The sequence below is a fragment of the Sphingomonas sp. Root241 genome (assembly GCF_001428865.1).
In the GTDB taxonomy this organism is placed as follows: domain Bacteria; phylum Pseudomonadota; class Alphaproteobacteria; order Sphingomonadales; family Sphingomonadaceae; genus Sphingomonas.
The window spans coordinates 411217-430382 of sequence record NZ_LMIV01000004.1 but is presented as its reverse complement, the minus strand read 5'-3'; the positions used below and the strand labels follow the sequence as shown (position 1 = coordinate 430382).

General features: G+C 64.6%; 11 protein-coding genes and 1 pseudogene. 4 read left to right on the top strand and 8 right to left on the bottom strand.

Annotated features, from left to right (window positions below; all coding sequences use genetic code 11):
* Positions 1-1766, bottom strand: a pseudogene (locus tag ASE13_RS19050) (RHS repeat protein); the annotation flags it as partial.
* A 411-nt stretch (positions 1767-2177) separates the two neighbouring features.
* Positions 2178-5084 carry a TonB-dependent receptor domain-containing protein gene (locus ASE13_RS19045; RefSeq protein WP_056620067.1) on the bottom strand — a complete coding sequence of 969 codons (2907 nt, stop codon included), beginning with the start codon at positions 5082-5084 and terminating at the stop codon, positions 2178-2180.
* Positions 5085-5395: 311 nt separating this feature from the next.
* Here ASE13_RS19045 and ASE13_RS19040 point away from each other — a divergent pair, with 311 nt between their 5' ends.
* The gene (locus ASE13_RS19040; protein ID WP_082597065.1) at positions 5396-8188 is read left to right on the top strand and encodes a TonB-dependent receptor; all 2793 of its coding nucleotides are present in this window, start codon (positions 5396-5398) and stop codon (positions 8186-8188) included.
* A 59-nt stretch (positions 8189-8247) separates the two neighbouring features.
* Here the strand turns inward: ASE13_RS19040 and ASE13_RS19035 are convergent, their stop codons facing one another.
* From ASE13_RS19035 to ASE13_RS19015, 5 genes are all read right to left on the bottom strand, one after another.
* Positions 8248-9756, bottom strand: a complete 1509-nt coding sequence (locus tag ASE13_RS19035; RefSeq protein ID WP_056620061.1) for a glycoside hydrolase family 27 protein — start codon at positions 9754-9756, stop codon at positions 8248-8250.
* 48 nt (positions 9757-9804) lie between these two features.
* Entirely contained in the window at positions 9805-11220 is a 1416-nt protein-coding gene (locus ASE13_RS19030; RefSeq protein ID WP_056620056.1) for an amino acid permease, read from the bottom strand.
* Positions 11221-11246: 26 nt separating this feature from the next.
* A complete protein-coding gene (locus tag ASE13_RS19025) occupies positions 11247-11897 on the bottom strand; it encodes a GntR family transcriptional regulator (protein WP_056620053.1) in 651 nt (216 codons plus the stop codon).
* Between the two features lie 61 nt (positions 11898-11958).
* A complete protein-coding gene (locus ASE13_RS19020) occupies positions 11959-12957 on the bottom strand; it encodes a 4-hydroxyproline epimerase (RefSeq protein WP_056620050.1) in 999 nt (332 codons plus the stop codon).
* 8 nt (positions 12958-12965) lie between these two features.
* Positions 12966-13880 (bottom strand): dihydrodipicolinate synthase family protein, encoded by a 915-nt coding sequence (locus tag ASE13_RS19015; RefSeq protein WP_056620047.1) that lies wholly within the window; start codon positions 13878-13880, stop codon positions 12966-12968.
* Positions 13881-13950: 70 nt separating this feature from the next.
* On the opposite strand from ASE13_RS19015, the gene ASE13_RS19010 reads away from it, so the two are divergent.
* From ASE13_RS19010 to ASE13_RS19000, 3 genes are read left to right on the top strand one after another with little or no spacing between them, the layout of a single operon-like run.
* Positions 13951-15180, top strand: a complete 1230-nt coding sequence (locus tag ASE13_RS19010; RefSeq protein WP_056620205.1) for an NAD(P)/FAD-dependent oxidoreductase — start codon at positions 13951-13953, stop codon at positions 15178-15180.
* Entirely contained in the window at positions 15177-16355 is a 1179-nt protein-coding gene (locus ASE13_RS19005) for a M24 family metallopeptidase (protein WP_056620044.1), read from the top strand. Before ASE13_RS19010 ends, ASE13_RS19005 begins: the two co-directional genes overlap by 4 nt.
* Positions 16352-17227: a glycoside hydrolase gene (locus ASE13_RS19000; RefSeq protein WP_235537057.1), complete on the top strand. Its 876-nt coding sequence runs from the start codon at positions 16352-16354 to the stop codon at positions 17225-17227. Before ASE13_RS19005 ends, ASE13_RS19000 begins: the two co-directional genes overlap by 4 nt.
* Before the next feature lie 394 nt (positions 17228-17621).
* Here ASE13_RS19000 and ASE13_RS18995 read toward each other — a convergent pair whose 3' ends face one another.
* On the bottom strand, positions 17622-19166 hold the full coding sequence (locus tag ASE13_RS18995) for a family 43 glycosylhydrolase (RefSeq protein ID WP_056620040.1): 1545 nt from the start codon (positions 19164-19166) through the stop codon (positions 17622-17624).

The window sequence follows — 19166 nt, the reverse complement described above, 5'->3', positions numbered from 1 at the left end:
AAGCTGACCAGTTCCCCGGCCTTGTTGTATACCGAGGTCTGGACGAAGCCGTTGGCGAGCGTCACCACCGCCTGCATCGCTGCATCGTTGAAGACGAAACTCGTCGTCCCACCGTTCAGATCGGTGCTGGCAGTGATCCGGCCGAGCCCGTCATAGACGAAGCTTTCCGTGGCTTGCCCCTCGATACGGCGGGTGAGCAGCCTACCCGCTGAATCGTAGGTGAAGAATTCGTCGGAATAACCGCCTGCCGTATTCGGCGATCCATAGTGATTGTTCTGGCTCGCCTGACGGCGCTGTGTCACGTTACCGCGCGCGTCGAAGAGCATGTACGCGATCTCAGAACTGGCGGTTTCGGGAAGGCCATCACACCAGTTGTTGAGCTGCGCCTGGCTTGGAGCCTCGTCGACTGCAAAGCCGCTCAGGTCGTAGAGATAATCCGGGAAATCGCTGATGAAGTAGAGTTGGCCGACGGTATCGTACCAGTTGCGCGTGACGCGCCCTTCGGGTGTGACGACGTAGACCAGCCGGTCCAGACTGTCATAAACATAGCGGGTCGTGCCCGATCCGGCGCGCGTCTCGGTGAGCACCTGGTGGGCGGCATTGAAGGTGCGTTCAGTGATGTTTTCGAGCCGATCGGTCTGCGTGACCACCCTGCCCCAGCTATCGCGATTATAATTCGTGACCTGTCCGAGCGCGTCGGTGACGCTGCTGAGATCGCCGTCCTCATTGTAGCCGAAAGTCACGGTTTGCTGCGCGGCGCCAGCCTGGGCCGGCGGGGCAGTGATCTGGATGAGTGCGCCGTTCCAGTCGTACGAAAGTGTTGTCACCTGCCCGGCCGGATCGGTGACGCTGGTGTACCCCTCGCCATAAACGAGGCTCGTCGTGCGCGTGACACCTGTCGACACCGTCTGGGTCAAACTGGTGACCCGGTTGTCATTGTCATAGGCGATCGAGACAAAGGCGATCGGGTCAGAAGAGCCGGCGGTCTCGCTGATCGTGGCGACCAGCTTCGAGCTGCCGTGATAGGTGTACGAGGTCGAATAGACGCTGCCACCGCTGGTCAGCTCGACATCGACGCGATTGAGCCGGTCGTAGCTGTCGTAGAAATATCGGGTCAGCGTGCCGTCGCCCGAATTCACCTGCGTGATATGGTTGCCGGTCCAGCTATAGGTGATCGTCTCGCCATTCGCGGTGGTGATCGAAGTGAGCTTGTCGCCGGTATAGCCATAGGTGACTGCGTTGCCGCTGGTGTCGGCGACGGTCTTCAGGCGTCGCCATTCGGTTATGCCGTCATTCTCATAGGTCTCGACGATGCCGCTGTCGCCATCGGTCCAGCGGAGCACGGACCCGTCGATGTTGATGATCTTGTCACGGACACCAGCCCCGCCGGCCGCGACATAAGCGGAGCCGCTCCAGTAATAAGCAACTTCCGAACCGTCGCCCATCCGGTGGGTGACCGAGCTGCCCCAGCTGTTGGCCGTCCCGTTGAGACGCACCGCGCGCTGGGTGCTCTGGCGCCAGTTGTCGCCATTGTCGTCGGACATGTTGCCGAGGCTGTTGTAGGTGCGGGCAACCCCCGCATCGGGCCCGCGCCCGACGAGAAACTCGTCCTGGCGATTGATCAGCAGATTGCCGTTCGCCGCATTCAGGAAGATGCCCTGACCGCTGCGCCCGAAGCCCGCCGAACCGAGCAGCCCCGATGATCCCAGCACATTGCCCGAACCGCGCTCAAGACCGGTCCCCGCACCCGTGAAGATCGCAACCATCGTCCCACCCTCAAAACGGAGCGGCCGGTGGCCCCCCTCACAGCTTTGATCGGGGGAAATCGGAGTTTGTTTAGGCCTTAATGCAGGGGAGACAAATAATACCGTTCTCGACCCGGGTCCGCGACGTCAAAGTGTCGATGCGGCTGCCTCGACACGCGATGGCCTACTCCAGGCGTTGCCGCCCAGAGTGCGCGCAAAGTGGCGAATGCCACCACTTCCTGGCGAGGGGGTAACCACAATTCGAGCGACTATTGCGCGGAGTCGCGGGCCACCTTCGATGGCAGCCTCCGCCGCCGCGAGCGCAGCGCTCAGCGCATCAACCTGGCGCCGATACCCCATCATCATGACGGTCGCGCAGCGTGATCAGATGCATCCTGACCACCTCGCCGCGCCCCGTTCGAAAATTCGTCCTCAGAATTCGGCGTTGAGACCGATGAAGAAGGTCCGTCCCGCCACATCGTACACGCCGGGATAGGTGTTACCGTTGCCGAAGCTGTAGAGCAGCCCCTGGGCGACCGCCGGCGGGTCCTTGTCGAGCAGGTTGTTCACGCCGAGGCGGAAGGCGATGTTCTTCTGGACCTTAGCCGAGAGCGCTAGGTCGAAATAGCTGTACGCCGGCAGACTGGCGTTGAGCACATAGGCGGGGCCTGTGAGGAACGGATCGTCGGTGTTGTTGCTCAGCTTGGTCGGCCCGATATAGCGCCAGTTGAGCGAAACCGAGGCGATGTCGGTGGTGTCCGACCAGCTCAGCCGCGCCTGGTGCCGCCATTCGGGGCTCGGCTGGCCGCAAGTCGGCCCGAACAGCCCGACGCAATCATAGCTGCCGAGGCCCGGCAGCGGCTCGTTGCGCAGTTCCTTGAGCCACGTGCCGATGAACGAGAGGCTGAACCCGCCCACTCCGGTATCGGCCGCGTAGTTCGCACCGATGTCGAAGCCCGAGGTCTTGAGCGAACCCGTATTCTGCGTGGTCGAGATCACATAGCCCTGTTCGCCGAACAGCACGCCGGTGCGCGGGTCGCGGTGGAACAGCGAGCAGAAGAACGGATCGCCGGTGGCGATGCACTGGCTGATCGTCAGCGATGCCGGGATCGACGAGATATAGTCGCGCACCTTGATGTTGAAATAGTCGATCGACAGCGAGAAGCGCTTGAGGAAGCGCGGCGAGAGCACGACGCCCGCGGTATAGGTGTCGGCCTGTTCGGGCCGCAGCGCCGGATTGCCGCCGCCCTGCGCGACGCAGACCTCGCTCGGGCATTCGATGATATGGCCATATTGCGCCGCGGAGACGCCGGTCGCCGCGCACTGCGCCGCGGTGGCGCTGGGCGACGCCCCCGAACACGGATCCTGCGCCGAGATGTTGCCCAGTCCCTGCGCCGCGAACAGTTCCGAGATGTTGGGTGCGCGGATCGCGCGGTTGTAGCCGGCGCGGAAGCGAATGTCGCGGATCGGCGCCCAGGCGATCTCGCCCTTGTAGGTCGATATGCCTTCGTCGCGGGTGCTGTACTTCGAATAGCGATAGCCGCCGGTCAGCGTCAGCTCCTCGGCGAAGGGGCGGTTCTCGAATATGGGCAGGCGGACTTCGGTGAAGAACTCGGTGACGTTGAACGCCCCCCGAGCCTCGAGCGTGCCCTTCTGTTGCGCGAGCGCGTCGGCGTGGAAGACCAGACTCTCGCGGCGATGCTCGACGCCGAGCACTATTCCCAGGCCCTGATCGGCCCAGGGGCTCTGCACGCCATAGCTGGTCAGGTCGGCAGTGACCGTGCCGCTGAGCACAGTTTCCTTGTCCATCCCGCGCGTGAAGGTGGGCGAATAGATGTAATCGAGCGATTCTGCCGACAGCCCGGCATATTGGAAGGCGTTCAGCGGCACGCAGGCGGGGTCGCTGCCGTCGACCACCGACCTGCAGGTCGGCACGCCGTTGACGTTGACCACGTTGAGGCCGCGATTGGCGCGGACCGGGTCGATATCGTTCTGATAGTTCTCGTTGAACAGCACGCGCGAGAACAGGCCGTTGACGTCATAGCTGATGCCGGGCGCGACCTCGCCGCGGACGCCGCCGCTGACCCGGAAGTCGGTGTGGCGCAGGTCGTCGCGCCGCGGCCGGGCCGGCGCCGCCACCGGGCGATAGCCGATGAACAGGTCCTGCGTCGCCGCGGTGCCATACGCCGCACCGCACAGCAATTGCCCCTGCTGCGCGCTTATCAGGGGATTGTTGCAATTGACCGTGTAAGTCGTGCCCTGAAACAATGCAGAGGGCGCGACCTGCGAATTGGTGCGGTCGTCCATGAACATGAAGCTGGCGTAGACTTCGGCCGCGGGATCGGCCTCGAACCGTGCAAAGGCGCCGGCGGTGTAGCGCTTGTCGTTGCGCTGGAAATAGTTGAGCGGCGCGTAATTATAGCGAAAGCTGCTGTCGTACGGTACCCAGGTCTTGGCGCCGTCGCGGGTGTTGTTGAAAGCGACTCCGGCATTGGGCCCGGTCAACGGCTGAAACAGCCCGAATTCGTTGTTCGACGAGCCGCCGCAGGTGAATTCTGTATTATTGTTGGTCGGATCGAGCGCGCAGGCGGAGACGTCGCGGTTGGCCTGGGTGATCGGTTGCACCTCGCGATAGCCGAAATAGGCCATGATGTTGCCGCGCCCGTCGGCGAAGTTCTTGCCGACTGCGATATTGGCGTCGAAGCGCTGTCCGTCGATCGGCGAGGACAAGGCGTTCTGATAACCGCTGGCGGAGATCAGGGCGCGGCGCGCCTGATCGTCGTTGTGATGATTGGAGAAGCCGTACTGGACGTCGGCGAGCACGCCGTTCAGATCCTTGCGCAGGATGAAGTTGACCACGCCCGAAATCGCGTCCGAGCCGTAAACCGCCGAGGCCCCACCGGTGACCACGTCCACGCGATCGACCAGGAACGAAGGCAGGAAGTTCACGTCGGTGGCCTGGATCGGCAGCAAGCGCTGCCCGTTGACCAGGATCAGGTTCCGGTTGCTGCCGAGATTGCGCAGATTGACTCGCGCCGTGCCGTCGGACCCGTTGGAGACGTTCTCGTTGGCGTCCGCGGTGACCTGCGGCAGCCGGTTGAGCACATTCTCGATGTTCGTAGCGCCCTGGAGACGGATCTCGCCCGAATCGACCGTGGTGACGGGACTGGTGCTGATCAGGCCCGGCTGCTGGATCCGGGTGCCGGTGACCGTGATTTCGGTCGGGGATGCTTCCTGAGGGGATACGCCCTCTTCGACGCCTTGGGCTGCTGCTGACGAACTGTAGGCGACCAAGGCTGCCACGGCGCTACCGACCAGCAATGCACGATGCTTCCGCATATCTCGTCCCCTTCATCATATATCTGATATCGTGTACGGTATACAATGTCAGCGATCAATGCGCTTTGCAACGGGATTGTAACGAGCCAGACACAGCTCACCTCCGCCCCGCCTCATCCTGCAGACCCGGACGGCCCTCCTCCATTTGGACCGAGAGCGCATATCGGCGCCGTCAATGGGCGCCGTCCGAGACACATTGCCTGTGCCGCTCACCCGTCGAACGACTGTTTCAGTCTCTTGACAGCGGCAAACTCGGTCATATGGTATACATTATATAGTATAGCCGAGAACGGCAGAGGGGGAGACACGAGATGAAGATTCGGGTTGGCACTGGTTTTCAAAGCATCACGCGGGCGCTCGCATTGGCTACGGTCTCGGCAGGCGCACTGGCCGCGACACAGGCCATGGCGCAGGACGCTCAGACGCAGGACGAGGTCGAGACGACAGAACCTTCGCAGGACCAGATCCTCGTCGTCGGCATCCGCGGCAGCGTCGACTCGGCGAACGCGAAAAAGCGCAACGCCAAGCAGATCGTCGACTCGGTCGTTTCAGAAGACGTCGGCAAGCTTCCCGACAACAACGTTCCCGAAGCGCTGTCGCGTGTCACCGGCGTGCAGATCGATCGTGTCCATGGCGAAGGATCGAGCGTCACAATCCGCGGCCTCGGCGACGTGCAGACCACGATCAATGGCAACGAAGCCGGGGTGGCCGGCTCGCGCTCGCTCAATCTCGCGGATATTCCCGCCGAATTGCTGAAGTCGGTCGATGTCTACAAGACCCGCAGCGCCGATCAGCCGGAAGGCGGCATTGCCGGCACGGTCAATATCGAGCTGCGCCGTCCGCTCGACCTGCGAAAGGGCCTGACGGTCGCGGGCAGCTTCCGCGAGACCTTCTCGGACATCGGCAACACCAAGAGCCCCTATGCGAGCCTGTTGCTCGCCGAGCGCTTCGATACGCCGATCGGCGAAATGGGCTTCCTGTTCAACGGCTCGCTGACCAACAACAAATATAATGAGAATTTCGTCGCCGCGGAATCGCCGGGGCAGATCGGCTTTTTCACCGGCAGCCCGTCCAACACCAGCGTTCCGGTCGCACTCCGCGACACTCTGGTTCCCTATGCCGTGACCTATGGAGTGGAATCGGGCTCGATCAAGCGCCCCTCGCTCAACGCCTCGTGGCAGTGGCGCGCAAGCCCGAAGCTCGATTTCGTGCTCGAAGGCTCGTATCTGGGCGCCCGCCAGACGGCGGTCAGCGACTATCTCAAACTGCAGACCAATACCGACCAGGGCAGCTATTCAAACCTCGTCGTCGACGAGAACGGCACGATCCAGTCGGTCACGCTCAATAACCTGAACGGCGTCCCCGGCGGGCCGCTTTCGCTCTATCAGAAAACGCGCACCGACACCTACGGCACCAATTTCGTGACGAATTGGGCCGGCGGCAATGTGCACATCACCTTCTCAAATCAGTATAATTGGTCAGATACGAACTATTATTTCGTCCAGCAGCAGTCCCGCATTGCCGGCGCAACCTCGGTAGATGTCTACTTCAATTCGGACAACGTTCCCGGTGGCGGACCGTACATCACCTTTCCCAACAATTCGTTGAATACACTCGCGGATTATCGCCTCTACCAGGTCCATGACCAGAATGGCGGCAACAACGATACGTTCTTCGCTAGCAATCTCGACTTCACCATCGACACCGGCAAGGGATTGCTTCGCTCGATCCAGTTCGGCGCCCGCTTCACCAAGCGCACGATGGGCTACACCTACGGCTATCGCGACGCGTTCTACTTCAACACGGCGACCGCACCGTCGATGGAGGCGGCGGCCGCGGCGACCGGCAACAGCTTCGTCACCTCGACGCCCGACATCCGCAGCGGCGAGGTGCCGAGCTGGTACCATTTCGACAACGCGCAATATTACGATAACTTCAGCGCGATGCGCGACTATGTCATGGCCAACGGCGCAGACCTGCTCGGCAACGACTGGAACCCCGAGCAGCCGGGCAACAATGATCCGGGCTCGTCCTATCGCGAAACCGAGCGAACCTTCGCTGCATACGGCATCCTCAATTGGGGCCTCGACGCGCCCTTCCCAATCGACGGCACGATCGGGCTTCGCTACGTCAACACTTGGGGCACCGCGCAGAGCACGCAGAATTACTTCAACGTGATCAACGGAGTCATCGACTACAATGTCCAGCACCGGCTGACGTCGTCGAAGGGCAATTACACGGACATGCTGCCGAGCGCGACGGTGAACCTCCACTTCACCCCGAAGCTTCAGCTGCGGCTATCCTACACCCACAACGTACAGCGCCCGGGCTTCTACGATCTGCGCACTTTCAAGGAATTGCGCGACGCCATCATCAACCCGACCAACCCGGTATATGCCGGCAACCCCGATCTGAAACCGATCCAGGAGAATAATTTCGACGCTTCGCTGGAGCATTATTTCACCGGCGGCATGGTATCGCTCGGCGCGTTCCTCAAGAATCAGAACGGCTTCATCTATTATACCCTGCCGAAGATCGGCGACATCGACGCGTATGAATATATTCCCGAACTCGGCGGCCGCTATCGTGTCGGAAAGCCGCGCAACGCCGGCCCCGGCAAGATCTTCGGCTTCGAGTTGCAGGGCAATACGATGTTTGGCTTCCTGCCCGGGTTCGCGCGGAATTTCGGCGTGAATGCCAATTTCACCTACATTCCGGTTTCGCGTCTTGAGCTCTATCGCGACGACAATACGCCCGATGTGCCCGGCGTGTTCGACGCGCCGTACACCTCGAAATATACCGGGAACGTCGCACTGTTCTACGACACGCCGACGTTCAGCGCGCGGGTAGCCTACAATGTCCGCTCCAAGTTCAAGACCTATATCGACTATGTGAACCCGGGCTACTCGGTCTATATGAAGGCGACCTCCCGCCTCGACGCGGCGATCAACGTGACGCCGGTCAAGTTCATGACACTTAGTCTCGAGGCGACGAACATCCTGCGCAACAACGCCAGCACCTATTTCGGTGCATATGATTCGCTGCCCGTGGGCGTGCGCGAGCAGGCGCGCACGGTGCAGGCAAGCGCCCGCTTCCGCTTCTAGCGGCGGCCAGATTTGCCCCGACTGGGCGGGTCGCGAAAGCGGCCCGCCCTTTCTTTTGGCTATTCGCCCTGCACCCGCAGCATCACCGCGCCGTGCGCCGGTACGTCGAACGTCAGTGCGTCGGTCGCCACCGGCTTCCCGCGCCAAAGATCGCGCGCGGCGGTGAGCGTAGCGAAGCCTGCGTCGGCGGCGCGCGCTTCCATCCTCGCTGCGGCATCGCCCCGGTTGAACAGTGCCAACGCGACCGCGCCGTCGCCCAGTGGTTTGGCCCAGATCTCGAGAGCGCCGTCCTTGCGCACCGCCCTGCCCTGGATTCCCTTCTCGTCCTGATCGACGGCGATCACTTCGCGGTTCTCGAGCAATGCCAGCATCTCGGGCGGCGTCCGGCGCAGGTCGTGTCCCATCAACAGCGGCGCGGCCGAGATCGCCCAGAGCGTCATGTGCGTCGTGTATTCGTCCAGCGACATACCGCCATTGCCCACTTCGAGCATGTCGGGATCGTTGAAGCCGTTCGGGCCGGTGTGCTCGGGCTTGCCGTTCCTGTCGAAGCCGATGCGCGCCATCGTGGGATAATCGTCGGTGATGTCGCCGGTGGTACGCCATAGGTGCCCGCCGACCTGCCGGCCCCAGGCGCCGACGTCGAACCGGCCATACTCGCACAGCGAATAGACGATCGGCCGTCCGGTCGCCTTCAGCGCCGCGCCCATTTCGGCATAGCTGCGCTTCACCGTATCCGCATCGGCGTAGAAATATTCGCCCGAGCACAGATCGTATTTGAGATAGTCGATACCCCAGTCGGCAAAGGTCTGCGCGTCCTGCCGGACATGGCCATAGCTCCCTTCGAACCCGGCGCAGGTGCGCGGCCCCTGCGAGCTGTAGATGCCGAGCTTGAGCCCCTTCGAATGGACATAGTCCGCCAGCTTTTTCATGTCCGGGAAGTTGGCGTTCGGCCGGATGCGGCCGTCGGCGCCGCGCGTGCCCTGCCAGCCGTCGTCGATGTTCACATAGACGTAGCCGGCGTCGCGCAGACCGGTGGAGACCATCGCATCGGCCATCGCACGGATCGTCTTGTCGTCGATCTTCTCGGCGAACTTGTTCCAGCTGCTCCAGCCCATCGGCGGCCTCGGCGCGAGCGGCACCTGTTCCACTACCCGCCAATCGGGCAGCGTCTGGAAGCGGAAGGCCCGCGCCTCGGCTTGCTTCACCGTGCCGCGGCGGCCCGCCGCGTCGATTTTGGAGAACCACATTTGACCCACGAGCCGCACGCCCTTCGGCGTCTGCTTCACGGTCCAGGTGCGCGTGGGATGTTCGCGGTCGTTGAGGTTGCGCACGTCGAAGGTGAGTACGCCCTTGTCGAGCCGCGCATTCTGCATCGTCACCGGGCCGTACCATTTAGTGGTCACCGCGCCGGTGATCCGGGCGCCGTCGCTGGCGACCTGCAGCATGGTGACGCCCGGATTGGGTCCGGCGTGGTCGAACAGCCAGACGCCGTCGAAGCGCGTCTGTGCGAGCGCCGCTCCGGACGTGAGCGATGTCGTGAGGGCAAGCGCAGTCAGCAGGTGTCGCACGGGGCTACTCCTTGTCGGTGAGCGGTAATGAAAAGTCCGAAACTCAGGTCAGGCGGGCAGCGCCTGCCGCTTCACTTCGCTGTGCCGCCAGCCATAAGCGAAATAGACGGCCAGCCCGATCAGGTTCCAGACGATGAACCGCAGGATCGTCGCCGACGGCAGGCTGAACAGCAGATAGAGGCAGCCGAGGATCGCCAGCGTGCCAACGACATAGGGCGCCGGGCAGCGGAACAGCCGCGGCGCATCGGGCGCGCGCTTGCGCAGCACCATCAGGCAGGCGCCGACCGCGATGAACGCCAGCAACGTCCCAGCATTGGCGAGCTCGGCGATCTCGTCGAGGCGGAAGAAGCCCGCGACGGCTGCGATCACCACGCCCGTGATCAGCGTGATCCGCGTCGGCGCGCCGGTGCGCGGGGAGACCTTGGCAAGGCTGCGCGGCAGCAGGCCATCGCGCGCCATCACGAAAAAGATCCGGCTCTGGCCGTACATCATCACGAGGATCACCGACGGGAGCGCAACGACCGCGGCAAGCGCGATCAGATGGCCCGCCACCGGCTGGCCGAGCGACCGCAGCACCAAAGCCAGCGGTTCGGCCGAATTGGCGAGCTGCTGGAAGGGCAGCGCGCCGACCGCGGCGACGGCGACGAGCATATAGATGATCGTGCAGACCAGCATCGAACCAACGATGCCGATGGTCAGGTCGCGGCCGGGCCGCTTGGCCTCCTCGGCCGAGGTGGCGACCGCGTCGAACCCGTAGAATGCGAAGAAGACGATCGCAGCGGCGGCCATCACCCCGCGCTTTTCTCCGCCGACTTCGGTCGAGCCGAAGCCATAGGGCATGAACGGCTCGAGGTTGTGGCCATCGAACGCAGGCAGCGCGAAGGCGACGAACACGCCCAAGGCAACCAGCTTGATGATGACGAGGACGATGTTGAGCGTGGCGCTCTCCCGCGTGCCGGCCACCAGCATCCCCATCACGCTCAGCGCGACGATCACGGCTGGCAGGTTGATGATGCCGCCCGCATGCGGCCCGGCGAGAAGCTCGGGGGGCAGATGCACGCCCGCCGCCTGCAACCAGCCGACCAGATAGCCCGACCAGCCGACCGCCACGGTCGAGCAGGCCAGCGAATACTCCAGCACCAGGCTCCAGCCGACCACCCAGGCGACCTTCTCGCCGAGCGCAGCATAGCTGAACGTATAGGCGCTGCCCGCGGCGGGGATCATCGTCGCCAGCTCGGCATAAGCGAGCGCCGCGCAGGCGCAGACCGCGCCGGCAATCGCAAAGGCGAGGATCACCGCCGGCCCGGCGCGCTCGGCGCCGACGCCGGTCAGCGTGTAGATGCCGGTGCCGACGATCGCGCCCACCCCGAGTGCGATCAGATGCGGCCAGCTGAGCGTCTTGGCGAGTGCATGGCCCTCCGCGTGCTTCGTTACTGAATCGAGCGACTTGCGCGGACCGAACATGCAGCTTTCCCCCTGATTTTTGTCGTCTAGGTCGTCGAACCGAATTGCTGGCGCAGGTCGTCGAGCGTGCCCTGGATGTGACCCGTGAGCAGCGTCGTCAGCTTCGCCCCGTCCCGCGCGAGCCACGCGTCGAGCAAGTCCTGATGCTCGGTATGCGCCCGCGATTCGCGGCCCGCGGGCTGCAGATGCGCGACGACGTAACGCTCGGCGAGGATCGACAGCCGCTCCACCAACTGGGTGGTCAGCAGCCGGCCGCCGGGCCGCACCAATGCGGTGTGGAAATCGCGATTGCGCACTGCGACTTCGGCAAGGTTGCTGGCGGCTGCGCCGTCGAGCTCGTGAAAGGCCTGGATCGCGGCGGCCTGATCGGCTTCGGTCGCGCGTTCGGCGGCATAGACTGCGGCCGGCGGCTCGATCGCGAGGCGGAGTACGTAGATCTCGTCGACCTGCTGCGCGGACATCGGCTGGACGAAATAGCCGCGATTGGCGTGGCTGGTCAGCAGCCCTTCCTGTTCGAGCCGCGCCAGTGCCTCGCGCAACGGGATCTTGCTGACCCCCAGTTCGGTAGCCAAGGCATCCTGACGGATCGGCAAATTGTCCGGCAATTGTCCGATCACGATCTGCTCGCGCACGATCTCGAATACACGATCGGCAAGCGTACGTACGACGATGCTCATGACCGTCTCTCCTTGCAGTGGGAGCGCCTGTGTTCGGATGAACGGCGCGGATTCTGAAGCATTACTTGACCTGGAACCCTTCCCAGAAAGGATCAGCACGATCAATCCAGATCGTGTTGAAACCCGTTGCGATTGCCGACCCTTCCACTGACGGAATGATTGCAGGCTGATCGCCGAGGCGTGTTTCCGCCTCGACGCGGCCGATGAAGCGGCTGCCGATATAGCTCTCGTGGACGAAGCGATCGCCGACCGCGAGCTTTCCCGCCGCCGCCAGATGCGCGAGCCGCGCCGAGGTCCCGGTGCCGCACGGACTGCGATCGATCGCCTTGTCGCCATAGAATACCGCGTTGCGCCCGTCGGCGCCGTCCCCGCGGGGCTTGTCCGCCCACAGGATGTGGCTGACTCCGCGGATCGTGGAGTCGAGCGGATGCACCGGCTCGAACTTCTCACGCACCGCTTCGCGAATACGCAGGCTGAGGTCGATCAGCCGCGACGCGCCGAGATCGTCGAGGCCCGCATAGCCGCCCTGCGGCTCGATGATCGCGTAATAATTGCCGCCATAGGCAACGTCGATCGAAAGTGGGCCGATGCCTTCGACATCGACCTGGATGCCTCGCGCCGCGACATAAGCGGGCACATTGGTGATCCGCACCGCAGTGACCTTGTCGCCTTCCTGCGTGTAGGCGATGTCGATCACCCCCGCGGGCACTTCGATCCGCAGCTTGCCGGGCTCGGCGGGCTGGATCAGCCCGTGCTCGAGCCCGAACGTGACCATCCCGATCGTGCCGTGCCCGCACATCGGCAGGCAGCCCGAGGTCTCGATGAACAATATGCCGATATCGGCGTCGGGCCGGGTCGGCGGGTAGAGGAACCCACCCGACATCATGTCGTGCCCGCGCGGCTCGAAGCACAGGCCGGTGCGGATCCAGTCGAAGCGCGCGAGGAAGTCCTGCCGCCTTTCCGACATCGACGCGCCCTTGAGCAACGGCGCACCGCCGGCCACCAGCCGAACCGGATTGCCCGCCGTATGGCCGTCGATGCAGAAGAAAGTATGCCGCATCTTGTGCGTCAGGCCGCCTGCGCGACGCTCAGCGAAGGCCGCGTCGCCGCTGCCTTCTCGACCATGGCGATCACCTCGGCGCGGCGGGCGCCTTCGAGCGGATAGCGCGGCGGCAGCACCCGCTCGGAACCGCGGCCCATCACCTGCTCGGCGAGCTTGATCGACTGGACGAGGTCATGCTCGGCATCGAGATGGAGCAACGGCATGAACCAGCGATAGATTTCGAGCGCCTTGGCGTAGTCGCCGCGCTCGAACGCCGCGACCAGCTCGACCGATTCCTTGGGAAACGCATTGGTGAGGCCCGAGACCCAACCCTGCGCGCCGAGGAACAGGCCTTCGAGCGCGACATCGTCGAGCCCCGCGAACAGCACGTAGCGCTCGCCGAATGCATTGCGGAAATCGGTGAAGCGGCGCGTGTCCGGCGCCGATTCCTTGACCGCGACGATGTTCTTCACCGGGCGCAGCGCTTCCAGCACTTCGTTGTCGATCACGCTGCGATAGGCAGGCGGATTATTGTAGAGCATGATCGGGAGCCCGGTCTTCTCGGCCACTCCCCTGAAATGGGCGACCATCTCATGCGGCTTCGGCACATAGACCATCGGCGGCAGCACCATCAGGCCATCGGCGCCGGCCTTTTCCGCGGCCTGGGCATAACGAACCGCGCGCCGCGTATCATATTCCGAAACGCCGGTGATCACCGGAACCCGGCCATCAACCACTTCGACGATCGCGGAGAGCACGCTGACTTTCTCTTCGAAATCCAGCGAGTTGTTCTCGCCCACCGTCCCCAGCGCGATCACGCCGGTAATGCCGTCACGGATCAAATCGTCCACTACGCGCTGGGTATCGGCCAGGTCGATCGACAGATCCTCCCTCAGCTGAGTCGTCACTGCAGGAAAAACGCCCTTCCAACCGATCGTCATTTGATACCCCGTTCTTGAAGTCGAATAACGTATACGATACGGATTTTTGCGTTGCAATAGAGGAGTGGCGGTGAAGCAGGTTACGATCGTTGGCGGCGGGGTGATAGGGTTGAGTTGCGCGTCCGCGCTGCTCTGCGCCGGACATCGAGTCACCGTGCTGGAGACATCGGAGACTCGCGACGCGGCGTCCTGGGGCAATGCCGGGCACATCGCGACCGAACAGGTGGCGCCGCTCGCCTCGATCGCGAGCCTGCGTTCGGCCTGGGGCCGGCGCTTCGCCGCCGGTGGGGCGCTGGACATGCCGGTGCGCGCGATCGGCGACTGGCTTCCCTTCGCCTTGCGCTTCCTCACCGCCACGCGACCCGACCGTTTCCGCGCGGGCAGCGATGCCCTGCGCAGCCTGCTCGCCGAGGCGCTCCCTTCATGGCAGCGCGCGCCTTGGGCGCCGGAGCTGGTGAAGACCGACGGCCATTTCGTCGCCTGGGCAGATTCGGCGAAGGCGGAAGCCGGCAAGACGGCGTGGCGCGCCGCCGATATCGGCACCGCCCGCATCGGCGACGCCAAGCCCGAAGATCTCGCGCGGATACGAGCGGTGACGCGCGCGCCGATCGCAGGCGCCCTACGCTTCGAAGGCACCGGCCAGATCGCCGATCTCGGGAAGCTCGCGGACGCACTGGAACACGACGTGGTCCGCCACGGCGGGCAGATCCTGCGCGAGTCCGGCACGCTGACCGTCGAACACGGCCGTGCCCGGATACCCGGCCATGATGCCGATCTCGTGCTCGTCGCCGCGGGCGTCGGCAGCAAGCCACTGGTCGAGCATGCCGGCCACAATGCCCCGATCATCGCCGAACGCGGCTACCATATACGCGCCGCCGCGGATCACTGGCCGGCCGACCTTCCACCGATCGTGTTCGAGGATCGCTCGATGATCGTCACCCGCTATGCCGATACCGTGCAGGCGGCGAGCTTCGTCGAACTCGCGCGTCCCGATGCCCCGCCCGATCCGCGCAAATGGGAGCGGCTCGAACGCCATGTCGCCGAGCTCGGCCTGCCGATGCATCCGCCGTTCACGCGCTGGATGGGCGCCCGCCCTACCCTGCCCGATTATCTGCCGGCGATCGGCCGGTCGCGCCGCGCGACCAATCTGCTCTATGCCTTCGGGCACCAGCATCTGGGCCTGACGCTCGCGCCGATCACCGCCGAATTGGTAGCGGCGCTGGCCAACGAAACCAATCCCCATATCGATCTGACGCCGTTCGACCTCGAACGTTTCGACGGCAAAGGAGGACGCGCATGACCATCGGCGGCTCGACCATCGCGGCAGAACTCGCCGCGCTGGAGCAATGGCCTTCCCCTGCCCCGCCCATCGGCAAAGACGAGCGCGACACGCGACTGGAGCGCGCCCGCGCGCGACTTGCGGCGATCGGCGCCGACGCATTGCTGGTCAATGCCGGGCCGAGCCTGCGCTACTTTACCGGGATCGGCTGGTCGCCGACCGAGCGGTTGGTGGCGATGCTGCTGCCGGCCAGCGGCAAGCCCTGGATCCTCTGCCCCGCCTTCGAGCGCGGATCGCTGGAGGCCGAGCTGGCGATCGACGCCGAATTGCTGCTGTGGGAGGAGGATGAGAGCCCGTTGGCGCTGATCGCCGACAGCCTTGCGCCGAACGCGGTGCTCGCGCTCGATCCCCTGCTCCCGTTCCATTGGTCCGAGCCGCTGCGCGCATCGTTCCGGCCGGTCTCCGGCGCTTTGGTGATCGACGGTCTGCGCATGGTCAAATCCGCGACCGAGCTCGCACTGATGCATCAGGCCAAGGCGATGACGCTCGAGGTCCATCGCCGCGCCGCGCGCATCCTCGAACCCGGCATCGGCGCCAGCACGATCAAGCGCTTCATCGACGATGCCCACCGTGCGCTCGGCGCTGCCGGCTCCACCTTCTGCGCGGTGCAGTTCGGGACCGCCACCGCCTATCCGCACGGGCTGCCGGGTGACCAGCAGCTCGAGGAAGGCCAATTGGTGCTGATCGATACCGGCTGCACGGTCGATGGCTATCATTCGGACATCACCCGCACTTATGCGTTTGGCGCAGTCGATGACGAGATCCGCGCTCTCTGGACGCTGGAGAAGGAGGCACAGGCCGCCGCGTTCGACGCAGTCGAACCGGGCGCGCCGTGCGAGAGTGTCGATGCCGCCGCGCGCCGCGTGCTCGAACGCGCCGGGCTCGGCCCCGATTATCGCCTGCCCGGCCTGCCGCACCGCACCGGGCACGGCATCGGGCTGGCGATCCACGAGCCGGCCTATCTCGTCCGCGGCGATCGGACGCCGCTGACGCCGGGCATGTGCTTCTCGAACGAGCCGATGATCGTCGTACCGGAGCGCTTCGGCATCCGGCTGGAGGACCATATGTACGTGACCGAGACCGGCGCCGCCTGGTTCACCGAGCCGCAGCATTCGATCGACCGACCCTTCGCATGAGGCGTGCCTTTCCGCTGCTGATCGCCGCCGCCACGCTCGGCGCATGCGCCGGCAAGCCCGCGCCGGTCGGCCCGCCGCCGGCGGCGCTCGGGCTAGACTCCTTCTACGTCAAATCGGTCGACGCGGACGGCATCCCGGTGTCGTCGTCGCAGGCAGTGCCCGACGAAGCGCTGCGGGTGGCGCGGCGAATGATGGTGGCCATGCTCGCGCACCGTCCCGATCTCGCCCGCGAACTTGTCCGCGCCGGGCAGCGCGTGATGGTGATGGGAGTCGACGAACGCGCCACCGACGTCCCCGAGCAGCGCGACTGGAAGAAGCCGGCGATCGACGATCCGCGGCTCACGCGCTGCGAGCGCAAACTCTATGACGTGCGGATCGGCCGGCTGACCGACCGCGAATATTGGGGCCGCCGCGCGCGCGGCATGGGTGGGCTGCTGACCAGCGCCGCAACCGAGAACCTCCTCGCGATCCCCGGCACCAAATATTATGGCGAGACGATCCTCGTCCACGAATTCTCGCACGCGATCCTCTACGCGGTCGAGGCGGTGGATCCCAGGCTCTATAGGCAGGTCGAAAAGGCCTATGCCGTGGCGAAGGACAAGGGCCTGTGGACCGGCGAATATGGCGCGACCACGGTCCAGGAATATTGGGCCGAGGGCACGCAATTCTGGTTCAATTCGAACAAGCTAGCCGTGGTGGACGGCGTGCGCATCCTGTCCGACACGGATCTGCGCCGGCACGACCCGGCGCTCGCCGCGGTGCTGCGCGCGGTTTATGGCGACCGGCATCGCCTGCCGGGCGATCCCTTCTACAAGCATCCCGCGCGCGTGCCGCCAGGGCCGATCCCGAAAAGCACCGCCGAGATCTGCTGAACCTGCGCGGCGCGGTTTCAATCTTGAAATGTAGGATTTCGTCTGCTTGCCTCACTCCTCGTCACTCCGGCCTCGAGCCGGGGTCCCGCTGCCTTTCGGACGAAGAAGCGGGATCCCGGCTCAAGGCCGGGATGACGGTATTTTATCAAGGGTTGTCGAGCTCTCCGCCTGAGGGGTGGGCGGTCTCGCAACCGGCTCTTTGACATTGTCGGGCGGATCCATACCAGGACCAGGAGATTCACACGGCGCGCGTGCGGTCGCTTCGATGTCGCGCAGCGGGCGCATCAAGCGAGGCAGTGTCAACCCAGTGTCAACTTCCATTCTTCTCCTTGTTTAATATCAATCATTTAACGCGCATCGCCGCCGCACGCTCAACCAGCAGGTGGACAGGCGTCTAGTTCTTCCCGCACCCAGAGGCGGCAACGCCCGGCGCCGCCGGCACGCGGGGCCGCGGCGCGAGCACTTCCCATTCCTGCACGCCGACCCCCGCGAAGGTGCCCCCGGTGCCCGACGCATCGAATACCGCCCGCAGGCAGCGCGTCGTCACTTTCGGAAAGCTGACCGACTGGAACACCCCGGCCGCGGTGCCATAGCTGCCGGCTCCCGCCACCGGCTTCCACCCGCCGTCCCAATATTCGAGGTGCCACGCCGCGGGCGGCGCCACGCCGATCCCCGATCCGGCGGGCTGGTCGGCGAAGAAATAGACACGCGACCCGTCGATCGTCACCGGCTCCTTCCAGCGATATTCGACCCAAGGCTGTTTCGGATTGTTGCCGGTCCACGTCCCCCACATCTCGGGCGGCAGCGGATTGGCGCGGACCTTGGCGTCGTTGAGCGCGGCGATCCAATATTGCACCGGCACGACGTTCGACGACACCGCCGAAGCCGAGCCGGCAATGTTGCGCGTCGGCTTGGGCGCAGACTGCGGCGCACGGGTCGGCACCACCGGGCGGATCGCCGCGGGCGAGACGCTGTCGTCCCACTGCATTTCGTCGATCGCCACGCTGCGGCGGAAATGGCCCCCGCCCATAGCGTCGGCGGTGTGATACGCCATGTACCACTTGCCTTTGAATTCCACGGCACCGGCATGCGAGGTGGTCGAGGAAACCGGGCGCAAAGCGACGCCGCGATAGGTCCACGGCCCCAGCGGCGAGGCCGCGGTGCCCCAGGCCTGGCAGGCATAATATACTGCCGGCGTGCAGTCGCTATCCGGGCCCGCCTTGTTGCCGGCATAGAGCATGTAATACACGCCTTTGCGCTTCAGGATCCACGGCGCCTCGAAGAAGCCGGTCAGCCCTTCGATCCGCGTCTCCGGCCCCGTGGGCGTGATCATGTCGCGTTCGAGCTCCATCCCGCGCAGCTGACCGAACGTGCCCCAATAAATGTAGGCCCGGCCATCATCGTCGAGCAGCACGGTCGGATCGATATTCTGGATATTGTTCGCGACGGGCAGCTTCTGCGAGATGATCGGCCCCGCCGGATGGGCATCCTTCCACGGCCCGGTCGGGCGATCCGCCACCGCCACGCCGATCGCGAACCGGTCCTTCGCGTCGCTGTCCTTCTCGAGCACCGGCGCGTAGAAATAGAAGCGGCCGTCCGCGCCCTTGACGATCTGCCCGGCATAAGCCCGCGCCGGCTCGGCCCAGGCGAAGACGTTCTCGGGGCGGATGAAGCCGGGAATGTGCTGCCATTTGCGCGACGCCGGATCGCGCGTCGACAGCAGTTGCCACTCGGGCATGATGAAGTCGTTGACCTCGGGCTCGGCGATGTCGCGCCCGGTGAGGACATAGAGCGTGTCCCCGTCGACCAGCGGCGCCGGGTCCGTCGTGTAGAAGCGGCCGTCGGCGAGGATCGGATTGCCCTTCGAGACCACCGTCTGGGCGCAGGCGGCGCACGGCAGCATCGCCAGCAATGCGGCGAAGACAGGCAGTCGGGTCAT